General features: G+C 71.2%; 22 protein-coding genes. 17 read left to right on the top strand and 5 right to left on the bottom strand.

The features are described from left to right. Positions 1-81: 81 nt before the first annotated feature. From IEZ10_RS36990 to IEZ10_RS36910, 17 genes are all read left to right on the top strand, one after another. A complete protein-coding gene (locus IEZ10_RS36990) occupies positions 82-906 on the top strand; it encodes a type 1 glutamine amidotransferase domain-containing protein (protein WP_189251158.1) in 825 nt (274 codons plus the stop codon). Between the two features lie 3 nt (positions 907-909). Continuing rightward, positions 910-2,538 (top strand): thiamine pyrophosphate-binding protein, encoded by a 1,629-nt coding sequence (locus IEZ10_RS36985; protein WP_229812042.1) that lies wholly within the window; start codon positions 910-912, stop codon positions 2,536-2,538. 4 nt (positions 2,539-2,542) lie between these two features. Further along, a complete protein-coding gene (locus tag IEZ10_RS36980) occupies positions 2,543-2,986 on the top strand; it encodes a nuclear transport factor 2 family protein (RefSeq protein WP_229812041.1) in 444 nt (147 codons plus the stop codon). After that, positions 2,983-3,363, top strand: coding sequence for a nuclear transport factor 2 family protein (locus IEZ10_RS36975; RefSeq protein WP_189251157.1), 381 nt, complete (start codon positions 2,983-2,985; stop codon positions 3,361-3,363). The genes IEZ10_RS36980 and IEZ10_RS36975 overlap by 4 nt, the downstream gene beginning before the upstream one ends. Beyond that, a complete protein-coding gene (locus IEZ10_RS36970) occupies positions 3,360-4,958 on the top strand; it encodes a GMC family oxidoreductase (RefSeq protein WP_189251156.1) in 1,599 nt (532 codons plus the stop codon). The genes IEZ10_RS36975 and IEZ10_RS36970 overlap by 4 nt, the downstream gene beginning before the upstream one ends. After that, on the top strand, positions 4,951-5,544 hold the full coding sequence (locus IEZ10_RS36965) for a DJ-1/PfpI family protein (protein ID WP_218911759.1): 594 nt from the start codon (positions 4,951-4,953) through the stop codon (positions 5,542-5,544). Before IEZ10_RS36970 ends, IEZ10_RS36965 begins: the two co-directional genes overlap by 8 nt. After that, positions 5,541-5,957 (top strand): VOC family protein, encoded by a 417-nt coding sequence (locus tag IEZ10_RS36960; RefSeq protein ID WP_179822202.1) that lies wholly within the window; start codon positions 5,541-5,543, stop codon positions 5,955-5,957. Before IEZ10_RS36965 ends, IEZ10_RS36960 begins: the two co-directional genes overlap by 4 nt. After that, complete coding sequence (locus IEZ10_RS36955) at positions 5,947-7,776, top strand: AGE family epimerase/isomerase (RefSeq protein WP_189251155.1); 1,830 nt, start codon at positions 5,947-5,949, stop codon at positions 7,774-7,776. Before IEZ10_RS36960 ends, IEZ10_RS36955 begins: the two co-directional genes overlap by 11 nt. 14 nt (positions 7,777-7,790) lie before the next feature. Continuing rightward, positions 7,791-8,147 carry an STAS domain-containing protein gene (locus IEZ10_RS36950; protein ID WP_189251154.1) on the top strand — a complete coding sequence of 119 codons (357 nt, stop codon included), beginning with the start codon at positions 7,791-7,793 and terminating at the stop codon, positions 8,145-8,147. Continuing rightward, entirely contained in the window at positions 8,144-10,237 is a 2,094-nt protein-coding gene (locus tag IEZ10_RS36945) for a glycogen debranching protein (RefSeq protein WP_189251153.1), read from the top strand. Before IEZ10_RS36950 ends, IEZ10_RS36945 begins: the two co-directional genes overlap by 4 nt. Positions 10,238-10,263: 26 nt before the next feature. Beyond that, positions 10,264-10,581, top strand: a complete 318-nt coding sequence (locus IEZ10_RS36940; protein ID WP_179822192.1) for an STAS domain-containing protein — start codon at positions 10,264-10,266, stop codon at positions 10,579-10,581. A gap of 26 nt (positions 10,582-10,607) precedes the next feature. Next, positions 10,608-11,048, top strand: coding sequence for an ATP-binding protein (locus tag IEZ10_RS36935; RefSeq protein ID WP_189251152.1), 441 nt, complete (start codon positions 10,608-10,610; stop codon positions 11,046-11,048). Then, on the top strand, positions 11,036-12,271 hold the full coding sequence (locus IEZ10_RS36930; protein ID WP_189251151.1) for a PP2C family protein-serine/threonine phosphatase: 1,236 nt from the start codon (positions 11,036-11,038) through the stop codon (positions 12,269-12,271). Before IEZ10_RS36935 ends, IEZ10_RS36930 begins: the two co-directional genes overlap by 13 nt. A gap of 14 nt (positions 12,272-12,285) precedes the next feature. Beyond that, positions 12,286-13,008: a MinD/ParA family ATP-binding protein gene (locus tag IEZ10_RS36925; RefSeq protein WP_189251150.1), complete on the top strand. Its 723-nt coding sequence runs from the start codon at positions 12,286-12,288 to the stop codon at positions 13,006-13,008. A gap of 412 nt (positions 13,009-13,420) precedes the next feature. Then, a complete protein-coding gene (locus IEZ10_RS36920; RefSeq protein ID WP_268246424.1) occupies positions 13,421-14,743 on the top strand; it encodes an IS701 family transposase in 1,323 nt (440 codons plus the stop codon). 45 nt (positions 14,744-14,788) lie between these two features. Beyond that, a complete protein-coding gene (locus IEZ10_RS36915) occupies positions 14,789-16,615 on the top strand; it encodes a CDGSH iron-sulfur domain-containing protein (protein ID WP_229812039.1) in 1,827 nt (608 codons plus the stop codon). Positions 16,616-16,680: 65 nt separating this feature from the next. Then, positions 16,681-16,887: a hypothetical protein gene (locus tag IEZ10_RS36910; RefSeq protein WP_189251148.1), complete on the top strand. Its 207-nt coding sequence runs from the start codon at positions 16,681-16,683 to the stop codon at positions 16,885-16,887. A 73-nt stretch (positions 16,888-16,960) separates the two neighbouring features. Here IEZ10_RS36910 and IEZ10_RS36905 read toward each other — a convergent pair whose 3' ends face one another. From IEZ10_RS36905 to IEZ10_RS36885, 5 genes are all read right to left on the bottom strand, one after another. Continuing rightward, on the bottom strand, positions 16,961-20,230 hold the full coding sequence (locus tag IEZ10_RS36905) for an ATP-binding protein (RefSeq protein ID WP_229812038.1): 3,270 nt from the start codon (positions 20,228-20,230) through the stop codon (positions 16,961-16,963). Then, positions 20,227-20,895, bottom strand: a complete 669-nt coding sequence (locus IEZ10_RS36900; protein ID WP_229812037.1) for a hypothetical protein — start codon at positions 20,893-20,895, stop codon at positions 20,227-20,229. The genes IEZ10_RS36905 and IEZ10_RS36900 overlap by 4 nt, the downstream gene beginning before the upstream one ends. A gap of 34 nt (positions 20,896-20,929) precedes the next feature. Continuing rightward, positions 20,930-22,096, bottom strand: a complete 1,167-nt coding sequence (locus IEZ10_RS36895) for a DUF559 domain-containing protein (RefSeq protein WP_189251146.1) — start codon at positions 22,094-22,096, stop codon at positions 20,930-20,932. A 289-nt stretch (positions 22,097-22,385) separates the two neighbouring features. Then, the gene (locus IEZ10_RS36890) at positions 22,386-22,940 is read right to left on the bottom strand and encodes an SRPBCC family protein (protein ID WP_229812036.1); all 555 of its coding nucleotides are present in this window, start codon (positions 22,938-22,940) and stop codon (positions 22,386-22,388) included. A gap of 149 nt (positions 22,941-23,089) precedes the next feature. Beyond that, positions 23,090-23,461, bottom strand: a 372-nt coding sequence (locus tag IEZ10_RS36885) for an ASCH domain-containing protein (RefSeq protein WP_189251145.1), incomplete at its 5' end; no start/stop codon positions are given.

Here is a 23,461-nt window from a genome sequence, read left to right as displayed (position 1 = left end):
CTCCGCTCTCCGGGCGGGACCGTACGAGCGGCCCCGCCTGGTGAGCCCTGCCCGGAAGTCCCCCGACACGCGGAGTCCACCGTGACCAAGAAGATCCTGATCATCCTTTCCGAGTACGGCTACTGGGGCGAGGAGCTCGTCGGACCGCTCGGCGTTTTCGACGACCACGGGTACGAGACCGTGATGGCGACGCCCACCGGCGGGCGGCCCAGGGCGCTGCCGCCCAGCATGGACCCCGGCTTCCTCGACCCGCCGCTCGGCCGGTCGGTCACCACCGAGGACATGGCCCGCCGTGTCCGCGAGGTGGACGAGTCCGACCGCCTGGCCAAGCCGGTCGACATCTCCTCCTGGGTGCCCGAGCGCCCCTACCTCAGCTCGCCCGGCTACCTGCGCGAGCTGGAGGCCTACCACCGCGCCCTCACCGAGCTGCGGGCGACCGTCGCCGACTACGACGCCATCCTCATCGTCGGCGGCAGCGGCCCGATCGTGGACCTCGCCAACAACGAGCGGGTGCACGCCCTGATCCTGGCCTTCCTGGAGGCCGGCAAGCCCGTCGGCGCCGAGTGCTACGGCGTCGCCTGCCTCGCCTTCGCCCGCGACTGGGACGACCGCAAGAGCATCATCTGGGGCAAGCACGTCACAGGGCACTGCAAGGAGTACGACTACAAGGACGGGACCGGCTTCATCGGCGTCGACTTCAACATGGGGCCGCCGCCGTACCCGCTGGAGTACATCCTGCGCGACGCGACCGGCCCCGAGGGCCGCTACCACGGCAACGTCGGCCACCCCGTCTCGGTGATCGTGGACTACCCGTTCGTCACCGGCCGCTCCACCCCGGACTCCGTCACCACCGGCGAGAAGATGGTGGCGGTCCTGGAGCACGGCCTGCGGCGTTACGGCTGGTAGCCCGTGGCCGCCACGCGCACCGGCACCTCAGCGCTCCTGGAGCAGCTCCGCGCCGACGGGATGACCACGATCTTCGGCAATCCCGGCACCGTCGAGCAGGGTCTCCTGGACGCGCTGAGCTCCGCCGGAGACTTCCGCTACGTCCTCGGCCTGGCCGAGGCCCCCGTCGTCGGCCTCGCGGACGGCTACGCCCGCGCGACCCGCAGGCCCACCCTGGTGCAGCTGCACTCGGGCGTCGGCCTCGGCAACGGCATCGGCATGATGTACCAGGCGATGCGCGGCCACGCCCCGCTCGTCGTGATCGCCGGTGAGGCGGGCGTGCGCTACGACGCCTTCGACGCCCAGATGGCCGCGGACCTGGTGGGCATGGCGCGGCCGGTGACCAAGTTCGCCACCCGCGTCGTCGATCCGGGGTCGGTGCTGCGGGTCCTCCGCCGGGCGGTCAAGATCGCGGCCACTCCCCCGTGCGGGCCCGTCTTCGTCTCCCTGCCCCTCGACGTGCTGGACGCGCCCAACGACGAGCCCGCGCTGCCCACGGTGATCCCCGACACCCGTACGGTCCCCGTGCCCGAGCTGGTCGCGCGCGCCGCCGGCCTGCTGGCCGGGGCCAAGCGGCCGATCATCGTGGCCGGCGACGGGGTGGCCGAGTCCGACGCCCAGTACGAGCTGACCCGGGTGGCGGAGCTGCTGGGCGCCGAGGTCTGGCTGGCCGACAGCTCCGTGGTCAACATCGACGCCGGCCACCCCCTGCACCGGGGGGCGCTCGGGCACATGTTCGGCGAGGCGAGCGCGGCGGCCGTCCGGGAGGCGGACGCGGTCCTCATCGTCGGCACCTACGTCTTCCCCGAGGTCTTCCCCTCGATGCGCTCCCCGTTCGCGGCGGGCGCGCGGGTCGTGCACGTCGATCTGAACGCCTACGAGATCGGCAAGAACCACCCCGTGGACCTCGGCCTGGTCGCCGACCCGCGGGCCACGCTCACCGCCCTGGCCGCCGACCTGGAACGACGGGGCGCGCCCGCGGCGCCCGCCCGCCCCCGCGCCCAGGCGGCCCCGGCCGGCGAGAGCGTCTACGAGCTGTTCCTCGCCGAACTGGCCGCGCAGCAGCCCGACGCGGTCGTCTTCGACGAGGCGCTCACGTCGAGCCCCGCGCTGGTGCGGCACTTCCCGCCGCGCCGCCCCGGCCGGTACTTCCTCACCCGGGGCGGCTCGCTCGGGGTGGGCATCCCCGGCGCCATCGGCGTCAAGCTCGCGATGCCGGACGAGACGGTGATCGGCTTCACCGGCGACGGCGGCAGCATGTACACGATCCAGGCGCTGTGGACCGCGGCGCACCAGCGGATCGGCGCGAAGTTCGTGATCTGCAACAACGGCAGGTACGAGCTGCTCAACGAGAACATCTCCGTGTACTGGAGGGAGCGCGGCGTCGCGCCGCACCCCTTCCCCTCCTCCTTCGACCTGAGCGGCCTGCCCCTGGGGTTCACCGACCTCGCCCGCGGCATGGGCGTGCAGGCCGTACGGGTGGCCGAGCCCGAGGACGTGGGCCCCGCCGTCAAGCGCATGCTCGCCGACGACGAGCCGTTCCTGGTGGACGTCGCGGTGGACGTCCCCCCTCCGCCGAACGGAAAGGACTGAGCACGTGAAGCAGATGACCCCGCCGGACTGGGTGGTCGAGGAATGGGTGGCCAACTGGTACCGCGCCCTCGACCGGCACGACGACATCGAGCGGCTCTGGTACCACCTCACCGGCGACGAGGACCTCGTCATGGTCTTCCCCGAGGCCACCGCCCGCGGGCACGACGACTTCCGCAAGTGGTACGAGACCGTCACCAACCGCTTCTTCGACGAGCAGCACCGGGTCACCTCGGTGAAGGTCGGCGCGTGGCGGGACGGCGCGGCCACCATCGAGGTCGTCGTGAACTGGCAGGCCCGCGTCTGGAACCCGCCGGCGCCCACCAGCCTCTGGCTCGGCTTCGACGCCTACCAGACCTGGGAGATCGTCGCCGACGGGCCCGACCACCCGCGGATCAGGAAGTACGTCGTGGACCGTCTGGAGCCGATGCCGGGGAGCGCGGAGCTGTGAGCACACGAGAGACGATCGACCTCTACTACGAGTACGCCAACGCCGGCGACTGGTCGAGCTGGTGCGACCTGTTCACCGACAAGGCCGTGGTCGACGAGCAGCTCGCCGGGCGCCTGGAGGGCCAGGACACCCTGCGCGAGGCCGTCGCGGGCTTCCCCGAGATGTACCGCTCGTTTAAGAACGTCCCCCGCCACGTCGTCGTCGACGGCGACCAGGCCGGCGTGGTGTCCCACCTGAGCGCGGTCACCGCCGGCGGCGAGCCCATCGAGGCCGAGGTCATGAACTACTTCCGGCTGGAGGACGGCCGGATCTCCTACATGGCCAACTTCCACGACACGCTGCCCTTCCGCGGGCCCCTCGGAATGGAGGGCCGATGACGACGGAGGAGTTCGACTACGTCGTCGTCGGCGCGGGCGCGGCCGGCTCGGTGCTGACCCGCCGCCTGGTCGAGTCGGGCCGGGGATCGGTGCTGCTGCTGGAGGCCGGCGGAAGCTGGATCCCCTCCGGCGTGGACGCCGCGCCGCTGTGGTTCACGCTGCTCGGCTCGGACATCGACTGGGACTACCGCAGCGTGCCCCAGCCGGGGCTGGGCGGGCGCAGCACCCACGAGCCGCGCGGCAAGGTCGTCGGCGGCAGCAGCAACCTCTACATCATGATGCACATCCGCGGCCACCAGTCGGACTTCGACAACTGGGCCTACCAGGGCGCCGCGGGCTGGTCGTACGCCGACGTCCTGCCGTACTTCCAGCGCGTGGAGGACCAGGAGGACAAGACCTGGGAGGGCACCGGCAGCGGCGGCCCGCAGACCGTCGTCAACGCCGGCCTGCACGACCCCAACCCCTACTCCCGGACCTTCCTCGACGCCTGCGCCGAGCTGGGCCACCCGATCATCCCCGACTTCAACGGACCCGCCATGGCCGGCGCGGGCTGGCATCACATCAACGCCGAGGGGGGCCGCCGCCGGAGCGCGATGCACTGCTTCGTCGAGCCGATCCTCAACGACGAACGGCTGACCCTACGGCCCCGCGCGCGGGCCACCCGCCTGCTCTTCGAGGGCGACAGGTGCACCGGCGTGGAGTACGCCCAGGAGGCGCCGGTCCCGGAGAGCGGCGAGGGCCGCAGGCTCGCCGGGCGCGCGCTCGACGAGTCCGGCGGCACCGGCCTGCGGCGGGTGCGCGCCCGCCGCGAGGTCATCGTGTGCGCCGGGGCGATCGAGTCGCCCAAGCTCCTGATGCTCTCGGGCATCGGCGACCCCGGCCACCTGCGCGAGGCCGGCGTCGAGGTGCGCCACCCGCTGCCGGGCGTCGGGACGAACTTCCACAACCACGTGCTCACCGGCGTCATCCGGGAGACGAGGGAGGCGGTCCCGCCGGGGGCGAACAACCTGTCGGAGGCCGCGCTGTTCACCTTCTCGCAGAGCGGCCTGCCCGCCCCCGACCTGCAGATCGCGTTCGTCCACGTGCCGTTCGACATCATCGTCGGGCAGAGCCACCCCAACGCGGTCAGCATCCTGCCGGGCGTCGTACGGCCCGCCTCGCGCGGCTGGGTCAGGCTGGCCTCCGCCGACCCGTTCGCGCCGCCCCTGGTCAACCCCAACTACCTGGGCGACCGCTCCGACGTCGACCGGCTGGTCCAGGGCGTCGAACTGGCCAGGGAGATCTTCGCGACCCGCGCCTTCGGCGAGGTGCTCGGCGACGAGCTCCTGCCCGGCCCGGCGACGACCGACCGCGAGGCGCTCACCGCGTTCGTCCGCGAGCGCGCCGACACCTACCACCACCAGGTCGGCTCGTGCCGCATGGGGACCGACGACGACGCCGTCGTGGACCCCCGGCTGCGGGTGCGCGGCGTCGAGGGGCTGCGCGTCGCCGACGCGAGCGTGATGCCGGCGGTGACCTCGGGCAACACCCACGCCGCGATCCAGATGATCGCCGAGCGGTGCGCCGACTTCGTCCTGGGAGGCTCCCGTGGCTGACCTGCGCGGGGCGCGCGTCGCGGTCCTGATGGAGAGCGACTACTACGAGCCCGAGATCTTCTACTACCAGCGCCGCTTCGCCGAGGAGGGCATCCGCCTCGACCTGCTGACCCGGCTGTGGGGGCAGCCGGAGATCACCTTCACCGGCCACGAGTACCGGGCGCCGCTGACGGTGAACGGATCGCTGGAGGGGCTGGACGACGACGCGCTGCGCTCCTACGACGCGATCGTCGTGCCGTCGGGCATGGTCGCCGACCGGCTCCGCTTCAGCGAGAAGCCGCTCGACCCCTCCCCGGCGACCGAGCTGATGCGGCGGGCGTTCGCCCTGCCCGAGGTGCTCAAGGGCGTCATCTGCCACGGCATGTGGCTGCTGGCCAAGGCGCCGGAGACGGTCCGTGGACGCCCCGTCACGTGCCACAACAACCTGGTCGGCGACGTGCTGAACATGGGCGCCGAGTACCGCGACGAGGACGTCGTGGTCGACGGCGACCTCGTCACCGGCCGCAGCGGCGCCCACTGCCACCTGTTCGCGCGCGCCCTGCTCGGCGAACTGGCGGCGCGCAGGAACGGGGAGAGGGCCGCATGAGGTGGTCGCACACCGCGCTGAACTGCAATGACGTGGACGTGACCGCCGAGTTCTACTGCCGGTGGTTCGGCTTCGCCCGCGCGGCGAGCTTCCCCGTGGGCGACTCCAAGATCCTCTTCCTCCGCAAGGGCGACGTCTACCTGGAGCTGTTCCAGGCCGGGGACGGCGCGCCCGGCGGCGACGGGCCGACCGCGGCCGGCACGCTGCGGCACATCGCCCTGCAGACCGACGACATCGACGAGGCCCTGGCCGGGATGGGCCCGCAGGCCCAGGTGTCGCTGGGCCCGCTGTGCTTCGACGACTTCATCCCGGGCTGGCGCACGGTGTGGGTGAAGGACCCCGACGGCACGGTCGTGGAGATAACGCAAGGTTTCAAGGACCAGACTTCCGAAGGCGGAGCAGATGGCCAGTGATGTTGGCTTCCGGTTCAGCGACCTGATCGCGGGCAGGGTCACCACCCCCCTGGACGCCAAGGGGACGTTCGGGCTCACCACGGCCGACGGCCGCGAGTTCGACGTCACCGTGGACGACACCACCTCCGCGGAGGTGCTGCGCAACCTCGAACACCCCTACCTCGACGCCGCCGACCACCGCGACGACATGATCAGGCCGGGTCAGGACCTCTTCGCCTACGGCGTGCACGCCCCGCAGGACCGCGGCTGGGAGTTCGACGCCAAGCGGCTGGTCTTCGTGGGCCGCCGGCCCGGCGAGTACCGCTTCGAGGAGCCGGACTGGTGGATCCACCAGCTCGACCGGATCGCCGCCTTCTACCGCAGGGCGCAGTTCGGCTCCGGCCCCGCCGACTACCGCGACTACCGCACCGTCCTGCGGCTCGACGGGCGGAAGACCTCAAGCCACGTGCAGGAGACCGACACCATCTCCCGCCTGGTGTACGGCATGGCCTCGGCGTACATGCTCACCGGGAAGGACGGGTATCTCGACGTCGCCGAGCGCGGCGTGGACTACCTGCGCGAGCACATGCGGTTCGCCGACCCGATGCACGACGTCACCTACTGGTACCACGGCATCGAGGTGCAGGAGGACCGGCCGGAGAAGAAGCTCTTCACCTCCGAGTTCTCCGACGACTACGACGCGATCCCGATGTACGAGCAGATCTACGCGCTGGCCGGGCCGACGCAGACCTACCGGGTCAACGGGGACCCGGCGATCCTGCGCGACGCCGAGGGCACGATCAGGCTGTTCGAGAACCACTTCCGCGACACCAAGGGCGGCGGCTACTTCAGCCACATCGACCCGATCTTCATGGACCCGCGGCACCCCTCCATCGCGCCCAACGACGCCAGGAAGAACTGGAACTCGGTCGGCGACCACGCGCCCGCCTACCTGATCAACCTCTACCTCGCGACGGGCCGCGAGGAGTACGCCGACTTCCTGGAGCGCACGTTCGACACCATCGCCGAGCACTTCCCCGAGGACGACTACAGCCCGTTCGTCCAGGAACGTTTCAACGAGGACTGGAGCCCCGACCGCGGCCACACCTGGCAGCAGGACCGCGCGGTCGTCGGCCACAACCTCAAGATCGCATGGAACCTCATGCGGATGAACTCCCTGCGGAGCAAGAAGGACTACCGGGAGCTGGCCGAGCGGATCGCCCGGCGCATGCCCGAGGTCGGCAGCGACCAGCAGCGCGGCGGCTGGTACGACGTCGTGGAACGGACCAAGCCCGCCGGGGACCGGTGGTACCGGTTCGCCTGGCACGACCGCAAGGCCTGGTGGCAGCAGGAGCAGGCGATCCTCGCCTACCTCATCCTGGCCGGCGTCACCGGCGAGCGGGAGTTCCTGCAGGAGGCCCGGCGCGCCTCCGCCTTCTACAACGCCTTCTTCCTCGACCACGACGAGGGAGCCGTCTACTTCAACGTGCTCGCCGACGGCATGCCCTACCTCCTCGGCACCGAGCGCTTCAAGGGCAGCCACTCGATGAGCATGTACCACTCCTCCGAGCTGTGCTACCTGGCCACCGTCTACACGAACCTGCTCGTCGAGAAGGAACCGCTCAACCTGTGGTTCAAGCCCATGCCGGGCGCCTTCCCCGACCGCACGCTGCGCGTCGCCCCCGATCTGCTGCCGCAGGGCTCGATCCGGATCGAGTCCGTGGAGGTCGGCGGGAGCCCGTACCACCGGTTCGACGCCGAGGAGCTCCAGGTGGACCTCCCCGACACGCAGGACCGGCTCCCGATCCGCGTCACCCTGTCCCCCGTATCAGAGAAGTAAGGACGAGAGACGAGATGTCCACGCGAACACTCGACGTCACGGTCTCGAAAGAGGGCGAGCTGGCGGTGGTCGCACTCACCGGCGACCTGGACAGCAGGACGGCCCCCGTGGTCCAGGAACATGTCGGCAGGGCACTGGCCGAGCACCGGCTGCTGGCGCTCGACCTGTCGAACCTGCGCTACATGTCCAGCGCCGGCCTGAGGGTCATGCTGCTGTCCTACCGGCAGGCGCAGTGCGCCAGCGGCCAGATGGCCGTGGTGGGACTGTCGGAGGAACTCCGGATGCTCATGAGCGCCGTCGGCTTCCTCAACTTCTTCACCGTCGCCGAGGACCTCGGCAAGGCGGCCGAACTGCTGACGGAGACACCATGACCAGTCCGATGCTGGACCGGATCGACTCCTACCCCACCCACCGCGTCTCCGGGTTCCCCGTACGGCACGGCAACCCGCTGCTGCCCGGCGCGACCTTCCTGCACGGCGGAGTGAACTTCGCCGTCTGCTCCGAGAACGCCACCGCGGTCAGCCTGGTGCTCTACCACCACGGCGACAGCGAGCCGTACGCCGAGCTGCCGATCCCCGACTCCTTCCGCACCGGGCACATCTGGGCGATCGTCGTCTACGAGCTGGACGGCCTGGACGACCTGGAGTACGGCTACCGCTGCGAGGGGCCGGCCGGCGAGCCGGGCGGGGTCCTGTCCGACCCCTACGCCAAGCTCGTGGCGGGCCGGGAGGTCTGGGGCCGGGAGCCCGACTGGTCAGAGCCCTACCAGCACAGGTCGCGGCTGATGTTCCACGACTTCGACTGGGGCGACGACACCGCGCCGCGCATCCCCCGCGAGGAGCTCGTCATCTACGAGGCGCACGTCCGCGGGTTCACCCGGCACCCCAGCTCCGCGGTGACCGCGCCGGGGACGTACGCGGGACTGCGCGAGAAGCTCCCCTACCTGAAGTCGCTCGGCATCAACGCCATCGAGCTCATGCCGATCTTCGAGTTCGACGAGTTCGAGAACAGCCGGGTCAACGCCGACACCGGCGAGCGGCTGTACAACTTCTGGGGCTACTCCACCGTCTCCTTCTACGCCCCGAAGTCCGGCTACGCCGCCAGCGGCAAGTACGGCATGGCCGGCGACGAGCTGAAGGCGCTGGTCCGCGAGTGCCACAGCCACGGCATCGAGGTGATCCTCGACGTGGTCTTCAACCACACCGCCGAGGGCAACCACGAGGGACCGACGATCTCGTTCAAGGGACTGGACAACGACGTCTGGTACATGATGACCCCCGAGGGGTACTACTACAACTTCAGCGGCACCGGCAACACGATGAACTGCAACCACCCGGTGGTCCGCAAGTTCGTCCTCGACTGCCTGCGCTACTGGGCCGTCGAGTACCGCATCGACGGCTTCCGCTTCGACCTCGCGGCCATCCTGTCCAGGGACGTGGACGGCACACCGCTGCCCAACCCGCCGATCCTGCAGGAGCTGGCCTTCGACCCGGTGCTGCGCGGCTGCGTCCTCATCGCCGAGGCGTGGGACGCGGCGGGCCTGTACGAGGTGGGGTCCTTCCCCAACTACCACCGCTGGTCGGAGTGGAACGGCCGCTACCGCGACACCATCCGCCGGTTCGTCAAGGGCGACTCCGGGATGGTGGGGGAGATGGCCACCCGCTACGTCGGCTCCCCCGACCTCTACGCCGGGCGGGCGACGGCCGCGTCGATCAACTTCGTCACCGCGCACGACGGCTTCACCCTCTACGACCTGGTCTCCTACAACGACAAGCACAACGAGGCCAACGGCGAGGACAACCGGGACGGCGGGAACGACAACAACAGCTGGAACTGCGGCGCCGAGGGCGAGACCGACGACAAGGAGATCAACGACCTGCGCCGCCGTCAGGTCAAGAACTTCCTCGCGCTGCTGCTCACCAGCCAGGGCGTCCCCATGATCCTCGCCGGTGACGAGCGGGGCCGCACGCAGTGGGGCAACAACAACGCCTACTGCCACGACAGTGACCTGAGCTGGGTCGACTGGACGCCCAACCCGCTCACCGACGAGCTGGTCAGGTTCACCGGCGACCTCGTCAGGTTCCGCGCCGCCCACCCGGCCGTCCGTACGGCCGAGCACCCGACGGGACGCGAGGTACGGCCGGGTCTGGCGGAGATCAGCTGGCACGGGGTGACCGCCTACGCGCCCGACTGGTCGGACGGCAGCCGGCTGATGGCCGTCATGCGCTGTGCCCCGCTGGGCGACGCCGTCGACTGCGTGTACGTCGTGGCGAACACGCACTGGGAAGAGCACGACGTCGAGCTGCCCCTGCTGCCGGACGGCGCGCTGTGGCGCCTGGCCGCCGACACCGGGGCGGTCGACTGCAGCTTCCCGCTGGGAGAGGAACCGGCCCTGGACGACCAGCACGTCCTGCGCGTCGGCCCCCGCTCGACGGTCGTGCTCTGCGCGCAGACCGTGTGATCAACCCGGATGACAGGGGATACGACATGTTCCAGGCAGATCTGATCACCAGTGGAGACACCGTCACCATCCAGATGAGCGGCGACCTCGACGCGCTGTCCGCGCCGAGCTTCCACGAGATCCTCCAGCAGGTGGCCACCCGCTCGCCCAAGAAGCTGTGCCTGGCGATGCACGGCCTCTCCTACATCTCCTCCGCGGGGGTGCGGGGGCTCGTCTTCGCGCGGCAGAAGATGGGCGACGACATGGAGGTGGTCGTCGAGGGCGCCAACGAGAACGTCGCCGAGACCATCCGTATGACGGGATTGCAGCACGCGATCACGATCCGAGAGTCGTTCTCCGCCTGACGCGCGCCCGCATGGAGACCTTACGGGTGCCCGCGACCGTCGCCTCGCTGGTGGCGGTCGCGGAGTTCGTCGGCGGCGCCGTGGCCGTCGCCGGCCTGGGCGACAAGGACGCCTACCGGTTGCGGCTCGCCGTCGACGAACTGATCACCAACGTCATCACGCACGGCTACCCGCCCGCCTCGGCGGGCGAGATCGAACTGCACTCCTCGGTCAGCGACGGCTGGGTGCTGTTCCTCATCGTCGACTTCGGGACGGAGTTCGACCCGACGTCCGGACACCGTCCGATCCCCGTCGTCGACCCCGACGACCTGCCCGTGGGAGGGTTCGGTTTGAGCCTCGCCAGGATGAGCGCCGACCGGCTCATCTACGAGCGCGTCGGAGAGCTGAACCGGACGATCGTCGTCGTCCGCCGCTCCGGCCGCGACCTGGTCGCCCATGACGACCGCCGGCCGCCATGGATGAGCTGACGCTCCTGGTCGTGGAAGGACCGGAGGAGAACGCCGCCGCCGAGACGCACGAGCTGACCAGGGCACTGGCGGAGTGCGGCAACCGGCCGGTGCTCTCCTCCGGTCCGGAGGTCCTCGCGGGGGCGCACGACGCCCTCGAACCGGACCTTCTGCTGCTGCACGCCTCGCTGACCGCGAAGGAGGTGGCGCTGTTCGGCCAGAGGTGGCAGCACCTGCGCACGCCTCCGGGGGTGCTGCTGTTCTGCGGGCCCGACCACATCCCGCTGGACGCGCACCTCGACCACGAGATGGACTTCCTCGTCCCGCCGTTCACCCCGACGCTGGTCCGCAACCGGCTCGAACGGGGGCACCAGCGCAGGCGGCTGGCCCGCACCGCCGCCGAGCTCGACCCCTACCCCTCCCTCAGCCTCCTCCAGCACGACCGTGACCTGAAGATCGGCAGGCAGATCCAGCAGGGGTTCCTGCCGCCGGAGCTGCCCTGTCCCGACGGCTGGGAGGTGGCGACGGGGTTCGAGCCCGCCCGGGAGGTCTCCGGCGACTTCTACGACGGGTTCCCCATGGCCGGCGGGCGGCGGGAGGCGTTCCTCGTCGCCGACGTCTGCGACAAGGGCATCGGGGCCGCCCTGTTCATGGCGCTGGTGCGCACCCTGCTGCGGTTCTCGGCGCAGAACCTGTGGGCGGGCGGGGCCCTGGCGCCGTTCCTGCTGCCGACCCAGCAGGTCTTCCTCAGCTCGCCGAGCATCGGCGCCCTGCCACTGCTGTCCACCGTGCACGGCGCCAACCGCTACCTCACCGCCAACCACCTCCAGCAGGCGTATTTCGTCACGCTGTTCTTCTGCGTGACCGATCCGGACTCCGGCCGGCTCCTCTACATCAACGCCGGGCACAATCCGCCGGTGCTGCTGCGCGCCTCCGGGGGGCACCGGCTGCTCCGGACGACGGGGCCGGCCGTCGGGCTCTGGCCCGACGCCGTCTTCACCATCGCCAGCGTCACCCTCGGGCCGTCCGACACGCTCTTCCTCTACACCGACGGCGTCACCGAGGCGAGGAACGCGGAAAGGGAGCTGTTCGGCCTGCCCCGCCTGGTCCGGCTACTGAGCGGCATGCCCGGCGCCGGGGCGGGCGACATGGTCGGCAGGACCCTCGCGGAGGTCCAGGCGCACACCGGCCGGGCGCCGCAGTCGGACGACATCACCATGCTGGCACTGCGGAGGCGCCGGTGACGGGGATGCGGATCGTGAGCGTCTCCTCCTCGTACGGGGGGACGGGGAAGACCACGCTGGCGGTGAACATCGGGGTCGCGGCGGCGCGGAGCGGCCTGCGGGTGGCCATCGTCGACACCGCCATGCAGTCGCCCGGCCTGGCCGACGCGCTCGCCGTGCCGGCGACCTGGTCGCTCGCGGACTACCTGTGCGGCGACTGCGACATCGCGCGCGCGGTCCACCACCTCCCGCCGTGGGCGGCCGGCGGCGAGGGGGCGCTGTTCGCGGTGGCCGCGATCCGCGGCCACGAGGACGCGGCCGGCGCGCTGGTCGGAGGCTACGATCCGGGCCTGCTCGTCGAGGGGTGCCGACGGCTGGTCGACGCGCTCGACCTCGACCTGCTCCTGCTGGACACCCCCGCCGGGCTCACCACGGAGGCGGTGGTCTGCGCCGGCATCGCCGACGTCAGCCTGCACGTGGACCGGATCCGCGGCAGGCCGCCCCTGCGGCTCTCGCCCTCGTTCCTGGTGATCAACATGGTGCCCGCGTCGCTGGCCGAGCCGGACGTCCTGCGCCAGGCCCGGTCGGTCCACGGGGACGTGCCCATGACGGTCCTGCCGTACTCCCCGGAGTTCGCGCTCGCCGGCGCCGGGGAGGCGTTCGTCACCGCGCACCCCGAGCACGGGCTGTCCTCCCGGATCCGGGCGGTCGCGCGGGCGCTGACCGGGCAGCCGTTCCCGGGCCCCGCGCCCGGGTGAGCGGACACCGGGCGGGAGCCGGAACCGGCGGACACCGGGCGGACACCGGGCGGGCACCGGGCGGGCACCGGGCGGGAGCCCGGGTGAGGGGGAGCCGGGTGTGCGGTGCCGGGCGGGCCGCCGCGGGCCTTCCACTTCACGGTTCTCCGGAAAATGATTCACATCGTTTATTCACCCGGCTGTCACCGTCCGTGTCATGGACGGTAATCCGGTTCCGTTCCGTATTTCCCGAAGAATAAGGCCGGGCCGGTTTTCCGCCCGGAAGAGGACCCAAAACAACGGAACGCCGCCGCACCCCGGGCCGCAGTGACGATCGATGATCGATTTGGAAAGTTTTTCGCGCTTCTCGACACGGACAGACCGCAGATGTACTTTAATCTGTGGCCGATCCGGCATCGGCAAGACGCACCAAATGGCACGAGAGGGGTCACGGGTGGCGTCAGCAAAACAGGGGCAAAGCCGGCTTGGATCATCGTCCCATATCGCCGCCCTTGTCAGGGAGGAGATCTTGGAGGAGTTCTGCAGAGAACTTCTGGGCTCGCTGAGCCGACGAGATCAGCGCAGGTGGGGGTGGATGTATATTCGGGGGCTCCTCGTCTCCGACGGGCGGAAATCAATGCGCAGCATAGCCGCGACCTGCCGCCAGCCCGCCTCCCAGCAGAACCTTCAGCAGTTCGTCAGCAACTCCACCTGGCAATGGATGGAAGTCCGCCGGCGACTGGCCAGGATTATCTGCGGAAATCTCAAGGTCTCCTCGTGGGTCATCTCGCCGCTTGTCATTCCCAAGGCGGGCAGCAATACCGTCGGAGTTGACACGCAATTTGTCTCTCATTTAGGAAGGTCTGTCAACTGTCAACGGGCGCTCGGCATATGGCTGGCGCAGCCCGGGATGAGCTGCCCGATGGACTGGCATCTCGTCCTGCCGCCGAGCTGGACCGACGACACGTTCCGGCGCCGTTCGGCCGCCATTCCGTCCGATGTCAAGAGCGGCTCACCGTGGGGAATCGGCCTCGACGCGCTTGTCACGATCATCAATGACTGGGGGCTGCCGGTACGGCCCGTCGTCCTGGACGCCCGCGAGGCCGACGCCGCGGAGGCGATCGCCGAGCTGCACCGGCTGCGCATCCCGTTCATCGTCCGGGTGAACCGCGCGACCCGGTTCACCCGGACGGGATGGGGCGAAGGCCGGCGGCACGAGGAGACGGGGCAGTCGGCCGAGTCCCTGGCCAGGTACCTCAAGGAACAACGCAGGGTGGTTCAGTGGCAGGACACCGAGCAGAGCGCCCACCAGGGGATCCTGGCCGCCGCGATGCACGTCGACGTGCCCGGCGCCGACACGGAACCGGACCCCGCCCCCTCCCCTTTCACACCGGTCAGCACCGACCTGCCGCCGGGGCGGCGGGCGTTCGTCCTCATCGCGGAGTGGCGCGACTCGGTCCAGGGCAGGCCCAGCTTCTGGGTGTCCAACCTCACCCGCATGTCGGTGCCGTCCCTCCTGGCCTGCGCCAACCTGGGCCGCCAGGTCTACCGGGACCAGGAGCGCATCAGCAGGCTCGTCGGCCTGTACGACTTCGAGGGCAGGTCGTTCGGCGGCTGGCACCGGCACGTCACCCTCGTGTCGGCCGCGCACGCCTTCATCGTCCTCAACCGCCTGCACACGCTGCTGGGCGAGACCCCCCGCGCCGGGAGCGCCACCACGACGCGGAACGCGAAATCTCCTTGGCAGGAGACCTGACTCATCTCCTGACAGGAGACCTGACTTGAGGATCGAGGTCACGTGATGACGGACGACAGGCTGAGCGCGCTGCTGCGGGAGGCGTCGCGCCTCGAACACGACATCCGGAGCGGGGAGGGACCGGATCTCGGCGAGGACGTCGCGCGGCGGCTGCGCGACAGCGTGATCGCCCCGTTGCGGAGGGCCGCCGGCGGGGATGGCGGGCCGGGCGCTGACGGCGGCGCGGGCGGCGGCGTGTACGTGGGCGGCGGTGTGGGCGGTGACGGCGGCGCGGGCGAGGGCGCCGGCGGCACGCCCGCGGAGCGGCTGTGGGCCCTCACCGTGGCGGCGACGGCCGAGCGGGCGCGGGCCGCCGGTACGGCGAGCGCCGGGCTGCAGGAGGCGACCGCCGCGCTCCAGGCGCTCTCCCTCCCGGCGGCCGGAGGCGGGGACGGGGACGGAGCCGAGCGCCTGGCGGAGCTGCGCCGCCTGATGGCCGGGGTCGAGAGCGGGATCGAGGTCGCGGAGGACGGCCCCTACCTCGCGGCCAACGTCACCCTCTACTCCTGGCTGGGAGAGAGGATCGCCACATGCCCCCAGGTCGCCCTGTGCCGGTGCGGCGCGTCGGAGACCAAGCCCCTGTGCGACGGGAGCCACTCCCGGATCGGCTTCTCCGGCGCCAAGGACCCCAAGCGGGTGCCCGACCGGGAGGACTCCTACCCCGGCGTCGGCGTGACCGTGCTGGACAACCGGGGGCTCTGCGCCCACTCGGGCTTCTGCACCGACCGGCTCGCCTCGGTGTTCCGGCTCGGCCGGGAACCCTTCGTCGCGCCCAGCGGCGGACGGGTGGACGAGATCATCGCGGCGGTGCGCGCCTGCCCGTCGGGCGCGCTGGGCCTCGCGATCGACGGCCGGGAGGCGCGCGAGGTGGCCGACCCGGTCAGGGAGCCGGCCGTCGAAGTGTCCAAGGACGGCCCGTACCGCGTCACCGGGGGCATCCGCCTGACCGGCGAGGGCGGCGCCGCCGTACCGCGCAACCAGGGCGCCTCGCCGGAGCACTACAGCCTGTGCCGGTGCGGGCACTCCCTCAACAAGCCGTTCTGCAGCGGCATGCACTGGAACACCTCGTTCAGGAACCCGGTGCCGGACCCCGACGGCGAGGTGACGCTGTTCGAGTGGACCGGGGGGCTGCCCGCGCTCACCCGGATGACCCGGTTGTTCTACGGGAAACTCGTCCCCGAGGACCCGCTGATCGGCCCGCTGTTCGCGAGCATGTCGCCCGACCACCCGATCAGGGTCGCGAAATGGCTCGGCGAGGTCTTCGGCGGCCCGCACGCCTACAGCGAGGGGTACGGCGGGTACGAGCGGATGATCTCCCAGCACGTGGGGAGGTGCCTCACCGAGGAGCAGCGGGCGCGCTGGGTGGCGCTCATGTGCCGGGCCGCGGACCAGGCCGGGGTGCCGCAGGACGCCGAGTTCCGCGCCGCCTTCGTCGCCTACCTGGAGTGGGGGTCGCGGATCGCGCTGGAGAACTCCCAGCACGACGCCCAGCCGCCCGCGCACATGCCGGTGCCCCGCTGGTGGTGGGTGTGCGACGCCACCCCGGGAGCCCGCGTCTCGGCCCTCGCCGTACCGGAGGAGAAGGAGCCGGTGACGCTGCCCGCCGACGGCGAGGCGGTCTCCTACGGCGCCCACATCAGGTCCCTGTTCCGGCCGCAGGACCGCAACGCCATGCGGTTCGCGTTCGACCTGTGGTCCTGCGAGGACGTGCGGACGCACGCGGAGGAGATCCTGAAGCGGCTGCGCGGCGGGACCATGCCGTGTGACGGGGCGTGGCCGGCGGAGTGGATCACCGCCTTCGAGCGGTGGATCGAGACCGGCATGGCCGAGTAGGACGCCGTCCCCGCGACCCCCAGGTCACCCCGGTTCCGCCCGGACGCCGTGGGTATGGCCAGGCCATGAGCACTCCAGACGAGAACCAGCCGAAGAGCGACACCGAACACCTGCTGGACGCCGCCCGGGAGGAAGGCGAGCAGACGGACGAGCGGCGGACCGGGGGCCGGGTCGCGGAGACCGCGTCCGGCACCGGATCCGCCAGTGACACGGAGATGAACGAAGCCGACTTCATGCGGCTGAAGGAACTCAACCCCGACGACTTCGAGTGAGCCGGCCCGCCCGCGGCTCCCGGATCGGTGGTCCGGGTGGCGAGCCCGCACGTCCTCGGCGAGGGACCGGCTCTCAGCCGCTCGCCCTGGCGACGACCTCCTCCGCCGTGAGGGGCGCTCTGGGATGGTGGGTCAGGCACATCGGGACCCGCGTCCTGGTGAACGCGCTCCCCTCGGGAGCCAGGTAGAACTGACCCGCCGTCAGGCGGGACACGTCGGTGACCTGCCCGCCCTTGGCCCGCGCCATCTCCTTGGCCGCCTCGATCTGGGCGGGGGCGTTGAGCAGACCGAAGAACTGGGTCGCCGCGTTCCCCGGGACCTGGTTGTGCAGCCCCTTGGGCGCCTGGGTGGCGAACACCAGCCCGAGCCCGTACTTGCGCGCCTGGGCGGCCAGCACCAGCGTGCTCCGCGTGCAGGGGGTCATCGCGCCCGACGGCGCGAAGGTCTGGGCCTCGTCCATCACGAACAACCCGCCCAGCGGGCGGTCACCGGCCGGGTGCTTCCTGATCCAGGCGAACAGCGCCATCTGCAGCTGGTTGACGAACCCCTGCCGCTGCTCGTCCGACTGCAGGCCGACGAAGCTGATCACTGACACGCGCGCCCGCCTGCCCGGCGGCGGGGTGAGCAGTACACCGGGATCGGCCGGGGTCCCGGCGCCGGCGAACAGCGGGTCGTTGACCATCGCGGCCTTCAGCGTCTGGGCCAGCCCGGCGGCGACGCGCCCGGCGTCGCCGAGCCCGCTCACCCCGTCGGGCAGGTCGGCCAGCAGCTCGATGAGGCCCGGCAGGCCCTGTCCGCCCGCGCGCCCGTAGTGCGCGACGGCCTCCCGGAGGACGGCCCGCCCGATCAGTGCCCCTTTCGTCTTGGAGTCGAGCTTGGCGCGCGGCACGAGGGAGGAGACGGCCGCGTCCACCGCGGCGGCGAACTCGTCGGCGTCCCCGGCGACGCCCGCCAGGTCGGGGAGGGGCTGGAAGCTGAGCGGCCGTCCGGCGACGCGGCCCGGCGTCCAGATGACGACGTCGGTGGCGGCCAGGTACGCCGCCGCCTTCTCCGCGTCCCCGGGGCCCCACCGCTCCGGCGGCTCCGGCCAGCCGTCCCCGAGCCGCGCCAGGTCGTTGTTGGGGTCGAGCACGATCGCCGAGACGCCCTGGAGCGCGCACTCCTCGACCAGACGACGGATGAGGACGGTCTTGCCCGAACCGGAGCCGGCGAAGATCACCGCGTGCTTCCTGAGCGCCTCCAGCTCGATCCCGACGGGCCGCCCGCCGAGGACGGCGACGCCGAGCGGGATGTACGGCGCGCCGCCCCCGATCCCGGTGGCCACACGCCCGCCCCCGATCCCGGTGGCCACATGCCCGGCCACGGGTCCGTCGGCCACGGAGGCGGTGACCGGGGTCTCGGTGATCGCGGATGTGACGGCCGTGGCCCCGGCGGCCCCGGCGGCCCCGGCGGCCTCGGCCGCCCCGGTGGTCACGGGTGCCGGGGCCACGGAACCGGTGGTCACCGGTTCGGGGTCCACGCGTCCGGGGTGCGCCGTCCCGGCGTCGCCCAGGGTCTCGGCCAGCAGCCCGACCTCCTGAGCCGGTCGCCGCGCGGCGAGCCAGGCCCGCAGGTCCGGCGGGTTCTCCGCGTACAGCTCCCGCAGCGCGGCCAGGACCTTGAGGTCCTCGTCGTCCACGTCCAGCACCCTGCCGCCCGCCCGCTCGAACTCGGCGAGGGCGGCGGCCGTACGGGGCCCCTTCGACCAGGGGATCCCGCGCAGCACGAACAACCGCCTCCGGGGGACCTCCGCGGTCAGCCCGGCCATCACCGCGGCGGCGCGCAGGCGGCTCAGCGCGGCCACCGGGTGGGGAGCGGCGATGGCGCGGAACGCCCAGTGCGCCTCGTCCTCGGTCTCCTCGTCCAGGGTGAGCCGGAGACGGGCGTGCAGCGGTGGCCGCTTGCTGGGCGGCGGATCGACGCTGAACCGGCGCCCGGCGTCACCGAGCCCGTCGATCCACGCCGACAGCCCCGCCGCCAGCAGCGCGGGCATCGCCGCGTCCTCGACCTCGGCGTCCAGGGCGTCGGTCACGTGGGCCTTCTGCCGGAGCTCGGCGAACCGGGCTTCGATGCCGGTGAAGTCGTGGTGCCGCCGGACGGTCCCCGGATGCGGAGTCTCGGCCCGGTCGAGCCGGTCCAGTTCCCGCACCTCCTGGTCGACCACGCATCCCGTGACGTGCTCGTCGATCCTGATCAGGAGCTGCCGGGGGGTGTACTCTCCGGCGCCGTCGAAGGCGGCCGGCCGCACCGGCCACGTCGGGTAGGGCGGGGTGAAACCGAGCTGGGCGAACCGGGCGGCGAACCGCTTCCCGACCAGGGCGCGGGCGGTGTCGGCGTCGGGCAGCGGCTTGAGGTCCGGCATCGGCCGGAACCGGTCGCGGGCGGTGTCGGTGGCGTACTTCTCGATGAGGGTCCAGGTGTGCGGCAGGCAGGAGACGACGGTCAGGGTCCTGCGGGTGACCTCGCGCAGCGCCATCAGACCGCCCGCCACCTGGTCCGCCACGATCAGGTCACGCCAGTCGTGCACCGCTGCGCTGTCACTGGAGATCGCGGACTGCGCGACGAGGACGTCGATCTGGTCGACGGCGATGACGGACGGCCCGGTCAGCGCGAGAAGGCGGGAGAGGTCCCGGACGATCTCCTGCGGCGTCTTCGGGAGGTGCCGGATGCCCCAGGCAGCCCGTCCGCCCGGCTCCTCTTCGGGCAACGCCTGCAGGAACCCCTCGCCGATGTCCTGCGCGCGGTGGTCGGCGCCCGCACGCAGCACAAGGGCGCGCAGGGTGTCCTTGGCGTCCTTGCCGACGTGCGGGTTGAACCGGCGCAGCGCCTCGACGAAGGCGTCGAGGCTCCCGCGCGTCACCCCGCGGTTCCCGATCACCTCCCGCTGGACCCAGCGCGGCACGTCGGCCAGTTCGGCCAGCCGCCGCAGCAGGACCTTGAGCTGGCTCTCCCCCTCGCTGCCGCTCCGTGAGAGGCCGTCCAGCAGGGACAGCAGCGTGCTCTCCCAGAAGGTCCGCGCGTCCAGCAGGCCGACCAGGAAGAAGTAGCCTCCCTCCCGCTGGATCCGCTCGCGGACCCAGCCGAGCAGGTGGGTCTTGCCGGTGCCGCGCTGCCCCTGCAGGACCAGACCGATCGGGCTGGTGGCGCCGCCGCCGACCACGTCGGCGATCCCGCCGAGGATGCGGCGCTCCACCATCGGGTTCAGGGCCTCGACGTGGAAGGACGAGGGGCTCCACACGTCCTCCGGCCCCTCGGCCCAGTTGAACCTGAGCGTCTGTAGCGCCTCCAGCTCCCGGCCGCTCATCGCGCCCCGATCGAGATGAGGTGCTTGTCCTGGTCGCCGATGACCACCGCCGCGGCCCTGTCCTCGGGGGTGAGCGTCTTCTGGTTGTTCTCCGGCACGATGCTGACCTCCGGCAGGTGGATCATCCCCTTGAGCGCGCGGTCCACCTCGTCCCGCGTGAACCCGCCGAGCAGCGGCCGCAGCCGCGCCAGGCCGACCCTGGCACCGGGCCGGGGGGCGAGTTCGGTGTAGGCGGCGCGGATGCGTTCGGTGACGTCCGCCTCCGCGGGGGGAGGTCCGGCGGACGCCGCCGCCTCCTCCACCGTGCCCGGAGCCGTGTCGGGAGCCATATCAGGGACGGCGTCGCTTCCGGGGTGGAAGAAGTCGGCCGGTCGCTGCCCGGTCCGCGACAGGAACCGGCGCAGCCCGGCCAGCAGGGCGCGGCTCATCGCCCCGGCCGAGCCGCTGGGCACCGGGATGCCCGTCTCGATCATCTCCGCCATCCGGGCCCAGCCGGCGTCGGTCAGGGTGTGGACGAAGGCGCGACCCTGCTTACGACTCTCGACGAGTTTGAGGCCGTTCAGCTTCGTGCGTGATCCCCCGTCGAGTTTGAGGCCGTAACGTTCCTTGAGTTCGGGGTTGGAGATTCCATCCGTCTCGGCCATCAGCACCACCAGAACCGCCATTTCCGGAAGCTTGAATCCTGTTTCGGGCATGTCCTCATCCTTCTGACGGGCCACGGCGGGCTTGGAGAAACTTCTTCAGGTCGCGGAGCACGGAGGGCAGGTCGTTCATGACGCGGTCGTTGTCGAATCGCAGGACCGCGTAGCCGTCGCCGCGTAGCCGCGCGTCCCGCGCCCGGTCCCTGGCGCGGTTCTCCGGTCTGCGGTGCTCCGGGCCGTCCAGCTCGACGACGCAGCGCTCCGCCCGCCACAGCAGGTCCACCCGGATGGGGCCGGTCAGCGGGCTCGGCTGGTACGTCTGGTTCCAGGCCCGCCCCGCGGCCCAGGCGCAGGAGCCGAGCGCCCGCTCCAGCGCGGACTCCACCGGGCTGCCAGGGTGCGGGCGCCCTTCGGCGGGGGATCCGGCCGGTCGCGCGGGCCGTACGGGCGTCTCCCCCGGACCGCGGAACCGTCCGGGGCCCGGAGGAGGCGCGGGCCGTGCGGCCGGCACGGTCGGCACGGTCGGCGTGGACCGTACGGTCGGCGTGGACCGTACGGCCGGCGCCGGCGGTGTGTTCCGTGACGGGGACGGCCCCGGCCCCACGGTCACCACCGGAATCCGGCCCGGGGCCGCGGGGCCCGCTCCGGTGAGCCAGATCCCCAGGTCACCATGCCGGATGAGCCATTCCCCGGCTTCCAGCAGCCTCTCCTCCCCGGCGGAGGACAGTCCCTCGGGGACCCGGACGAGGATCGCCGTCCGCGGACGCCCGAAGCTCACGGCGTACGCCAGGGCCAGACCGGCGGCGCGCACTTCGGCGGGCGTCCGGGGAGGATTTCGGAACGTTCCATTCGTCAGTGAGCGCGCGGCGAGATCGGCCAGGAAGGGGGCGAGACCGCGCCTGCCGGACGCCATCCGCCCGGCGAGCTCCCGTACGGCCAGTACCGCGGCGCCTCCCGCACCGCTCACGCCCTCGGCGCCGGGCGGCCACGCCGGGAAGAGGGTGACGACGGCCCGCTCCAGCTCGTCGAGGACGGCGCCGACGATCTCGCTCGTGGTCCGTGCCCCGCCGACGAAACGGCCGGCCCGTTCCCGGTCGGCGGAACAGGTGAGAACGGCGGGAAGACCTTCGGGAAGCGCGTCCGCCGGCACCTCCACGGGCGCGGAATCCACCCGGCGCACCCGGACGACATGCCGCATCGGCACTTCGGTCCACGACTGCGCCATGCCGTTTCCCTTTGACATATGGACGCTTCGACCTTGCCGAGGTTATGGGAGCGAACAAGGTTACGCATGCGTTTTCAGTGAATTGTCGCGGAAATCCACCGGTTCCACTTCTGCGGCCCGGTGACCGCCTCTCCCGCGGCTGCGTCCACGGAGGTGGTGTATGAGCTTCCCCAGCCAGAGGGCTCCGTGGCAGACGATCGAGGGCGATGATCCTCACCGCCTACCAGCAAAGAACACGCGGCTTGGGCCAAACACCTTCTTCGACCTGCGGAAACAGAATGGAATCAGCTCAGTCGGCCTGTTGCCGCTGTTCTGCGGCCGCCTTGATTCCGTTCAGCGTGGCGTGCATGCCCTCGCGTAGCTCATCAAGGCGGTGGGCCACGAGATGGCCTTCTTTGTCTGGCATCCGGTCGATGGCGACGCTCAGCCCTGAGCGGCCAGGGCCGATGCGCACGGTTTGCCGGAGCAGGGTGCCTCCCACCTCGGGGGTGAGTGTGAAGCGCCATGTCGCCATTGGTTCCACCGAGCTCAGCATCGCCTCCCCGAAGCGGCCGTCCGCGTCGAGGACGCACCACGCGAACGCCCGCTCCGGGTCGAGTTCGGTGATCTGCGAAATGGTGCGCCAGGCGCCAATCACCGGATGCTGGTTGTAACCGGCGAAGCGCGCCCCCACCGCGGGGGCCGCCACACCATCGAGCCATTCGGTGCGACGTAGTTCACGACTCCAACGGGCCGGGGCTTCGATGTCGATCGCGATCTCCCATACCAGCGGAGTCGCCGCGGCAACGAAGATCTCGCATTGAGTGCCGGGCATATCTGTGTATCGCATCTCCAGCGACGGCATTCCGTACCCTCCACGACGACATCAACCGCCGCGCGAGGCAAGCGTGCCGGCCGCAGCCATCAACGACCGGCCGCGACCAGCGGTCTTCTCAGCACCCACACGGCCCTGTCCGGTTGGTCCTCCCCGGCTCTCATCGAGTCGGACGCGGGTCACGCACCATCCGGGTCATCGGGCTCGACCACTCGGAAGCGTTCGGCAACGACGAGAGTGTCGTCATCGATGACCGGGGTGCGACCCAGGAATTCGCTTACGCCGTCGCTTCGGAAGAACTCTTCGTGGGCTGTCCGCCACTGTGCCACGTCCGAATAGCCGCGTCCTTCGGCGCGCGCGAAGTCGTCGTCGATCTCCTTCATGGGAACGACACGCACGTCGACGAGTTCGATCGTGACGGCTGGGAGACCTTCGGAATCAAGCACTGAGCCTTTTTCATGCTGAAATTGCAGCTCATAGCCGGTGAGCCCAGCGATCATCAGGGCCTTGGCCGCGCCGATCGCAAGCAGTTCAGCACCTCTTGCGATGCT

Source organism: Streptosporangium pseudovulgare, from assembly GCF_014648055.1.
GTDB lineage: Bacteria > Actinomycetota > Actinomycetes > Streptosporangiales > Streptosporangiaceae > Streptosporangium > Streptosporangium pseudovulgare.
This window is presented reverse-complemented; position numbering and strand designations above follow the sequence as displayed.

Coding starts and splice junctions, on each gene's coding strand:
- IEZ10_RS36955 (WP_189251155.1), top strand. CDS start 5,947: ATGGCCAGTGATGTTGGCTTCCGGTTCAGCGACCTGATCGCGGGCAGG.
- IEZ10_RS36960 (WP_179822202.1), top strand. CDS start 5,541: ATGAGGTGGTCGCACACCGCGCTGAACTGCAATGACGTGGACGTGACC.
- IEZ10_RS36945 (WP_189251153.1), top strand. CDS start 8,144: ATGACCAGTCCGATGCTGGACCGGATCGACTCCTACCCCACCCACCGC.
- IEZ10_RS36895 (WP_189251146.1), bottom strand. CDS start 22,096: ATGGCGCAGTCGTGGACCGAAGTGCCGATGCGGCATGTCGTCCGGGTG.
- IEZ10_RS36970 (WP_189251156.1), top strand. CDS start 3,360: ATGACGACGGAGGAGTTCGACTACGTCGTCGTCGGCGCGGGCGCGGCC.
- IEZ10_RS36905 (WP_229812038.1), bottom strand. CDS start 20,230: ATGAGCGGCCGGGAGCTGGAGGCGCTACAGACGCTCAGGTTCAACTGG.
- IEZ10_RS36920 (WP_268246424.1), top strand. CDS start 13,421: ATGGCACGAGAGGGGTCACGGGTGGCGTCAGCAAAACAGGGGCAAAGC.
- IEZ10_RS36915 (WP_229812039.1), top strand. CDS start 14,789: ATGACGGACGACAGGCTGAGCGCGCTGCTGCGGGAGGCGTCGCGCCTC.
- IEZ10_RS36890 (WP_229812036.1), bottom strand. CDS start 22,940: ATGCCGTCGCTGGAGATGCGATACACAGATATGCCCGGCACTCAATGC.
- IEZ10_RS36950 (WP_189251154.1), top strand. CDS start 7,791: ATGTCCACGCGAACACTCGACGTCACGGTCTCGAAAGAGGGCGAGCTG.
- IEZ10_RS36940 (WP_179822192.1), top strand. CDS start 10,264: ATGTTCCAGGCAGATCTGATCACCAGTGGAGACACCGTCACCATCCAG.
- IEZ10_RS36930 (WP_189251151.1), top strand. CDS start 11,036: ATGGATGAGCTGACGCTCCTGGTCGTGGAAGGACCGGAGGAGAACGCC.
- IEZ10_RS36910 (WP_189251148.1), top strand. CDS start 16,681: ATGAGCACTCCAGACGAGAACCAGCCGAAGAGCGACACCGAACACCTG.
- IEZ10_RS36900 (WP_229812037.1), bottom strand. CDS start 20,895: ATGGCGGTTCTGGTGGTGCTGATGGCCGAGACGGATGGAATCTCCAAC.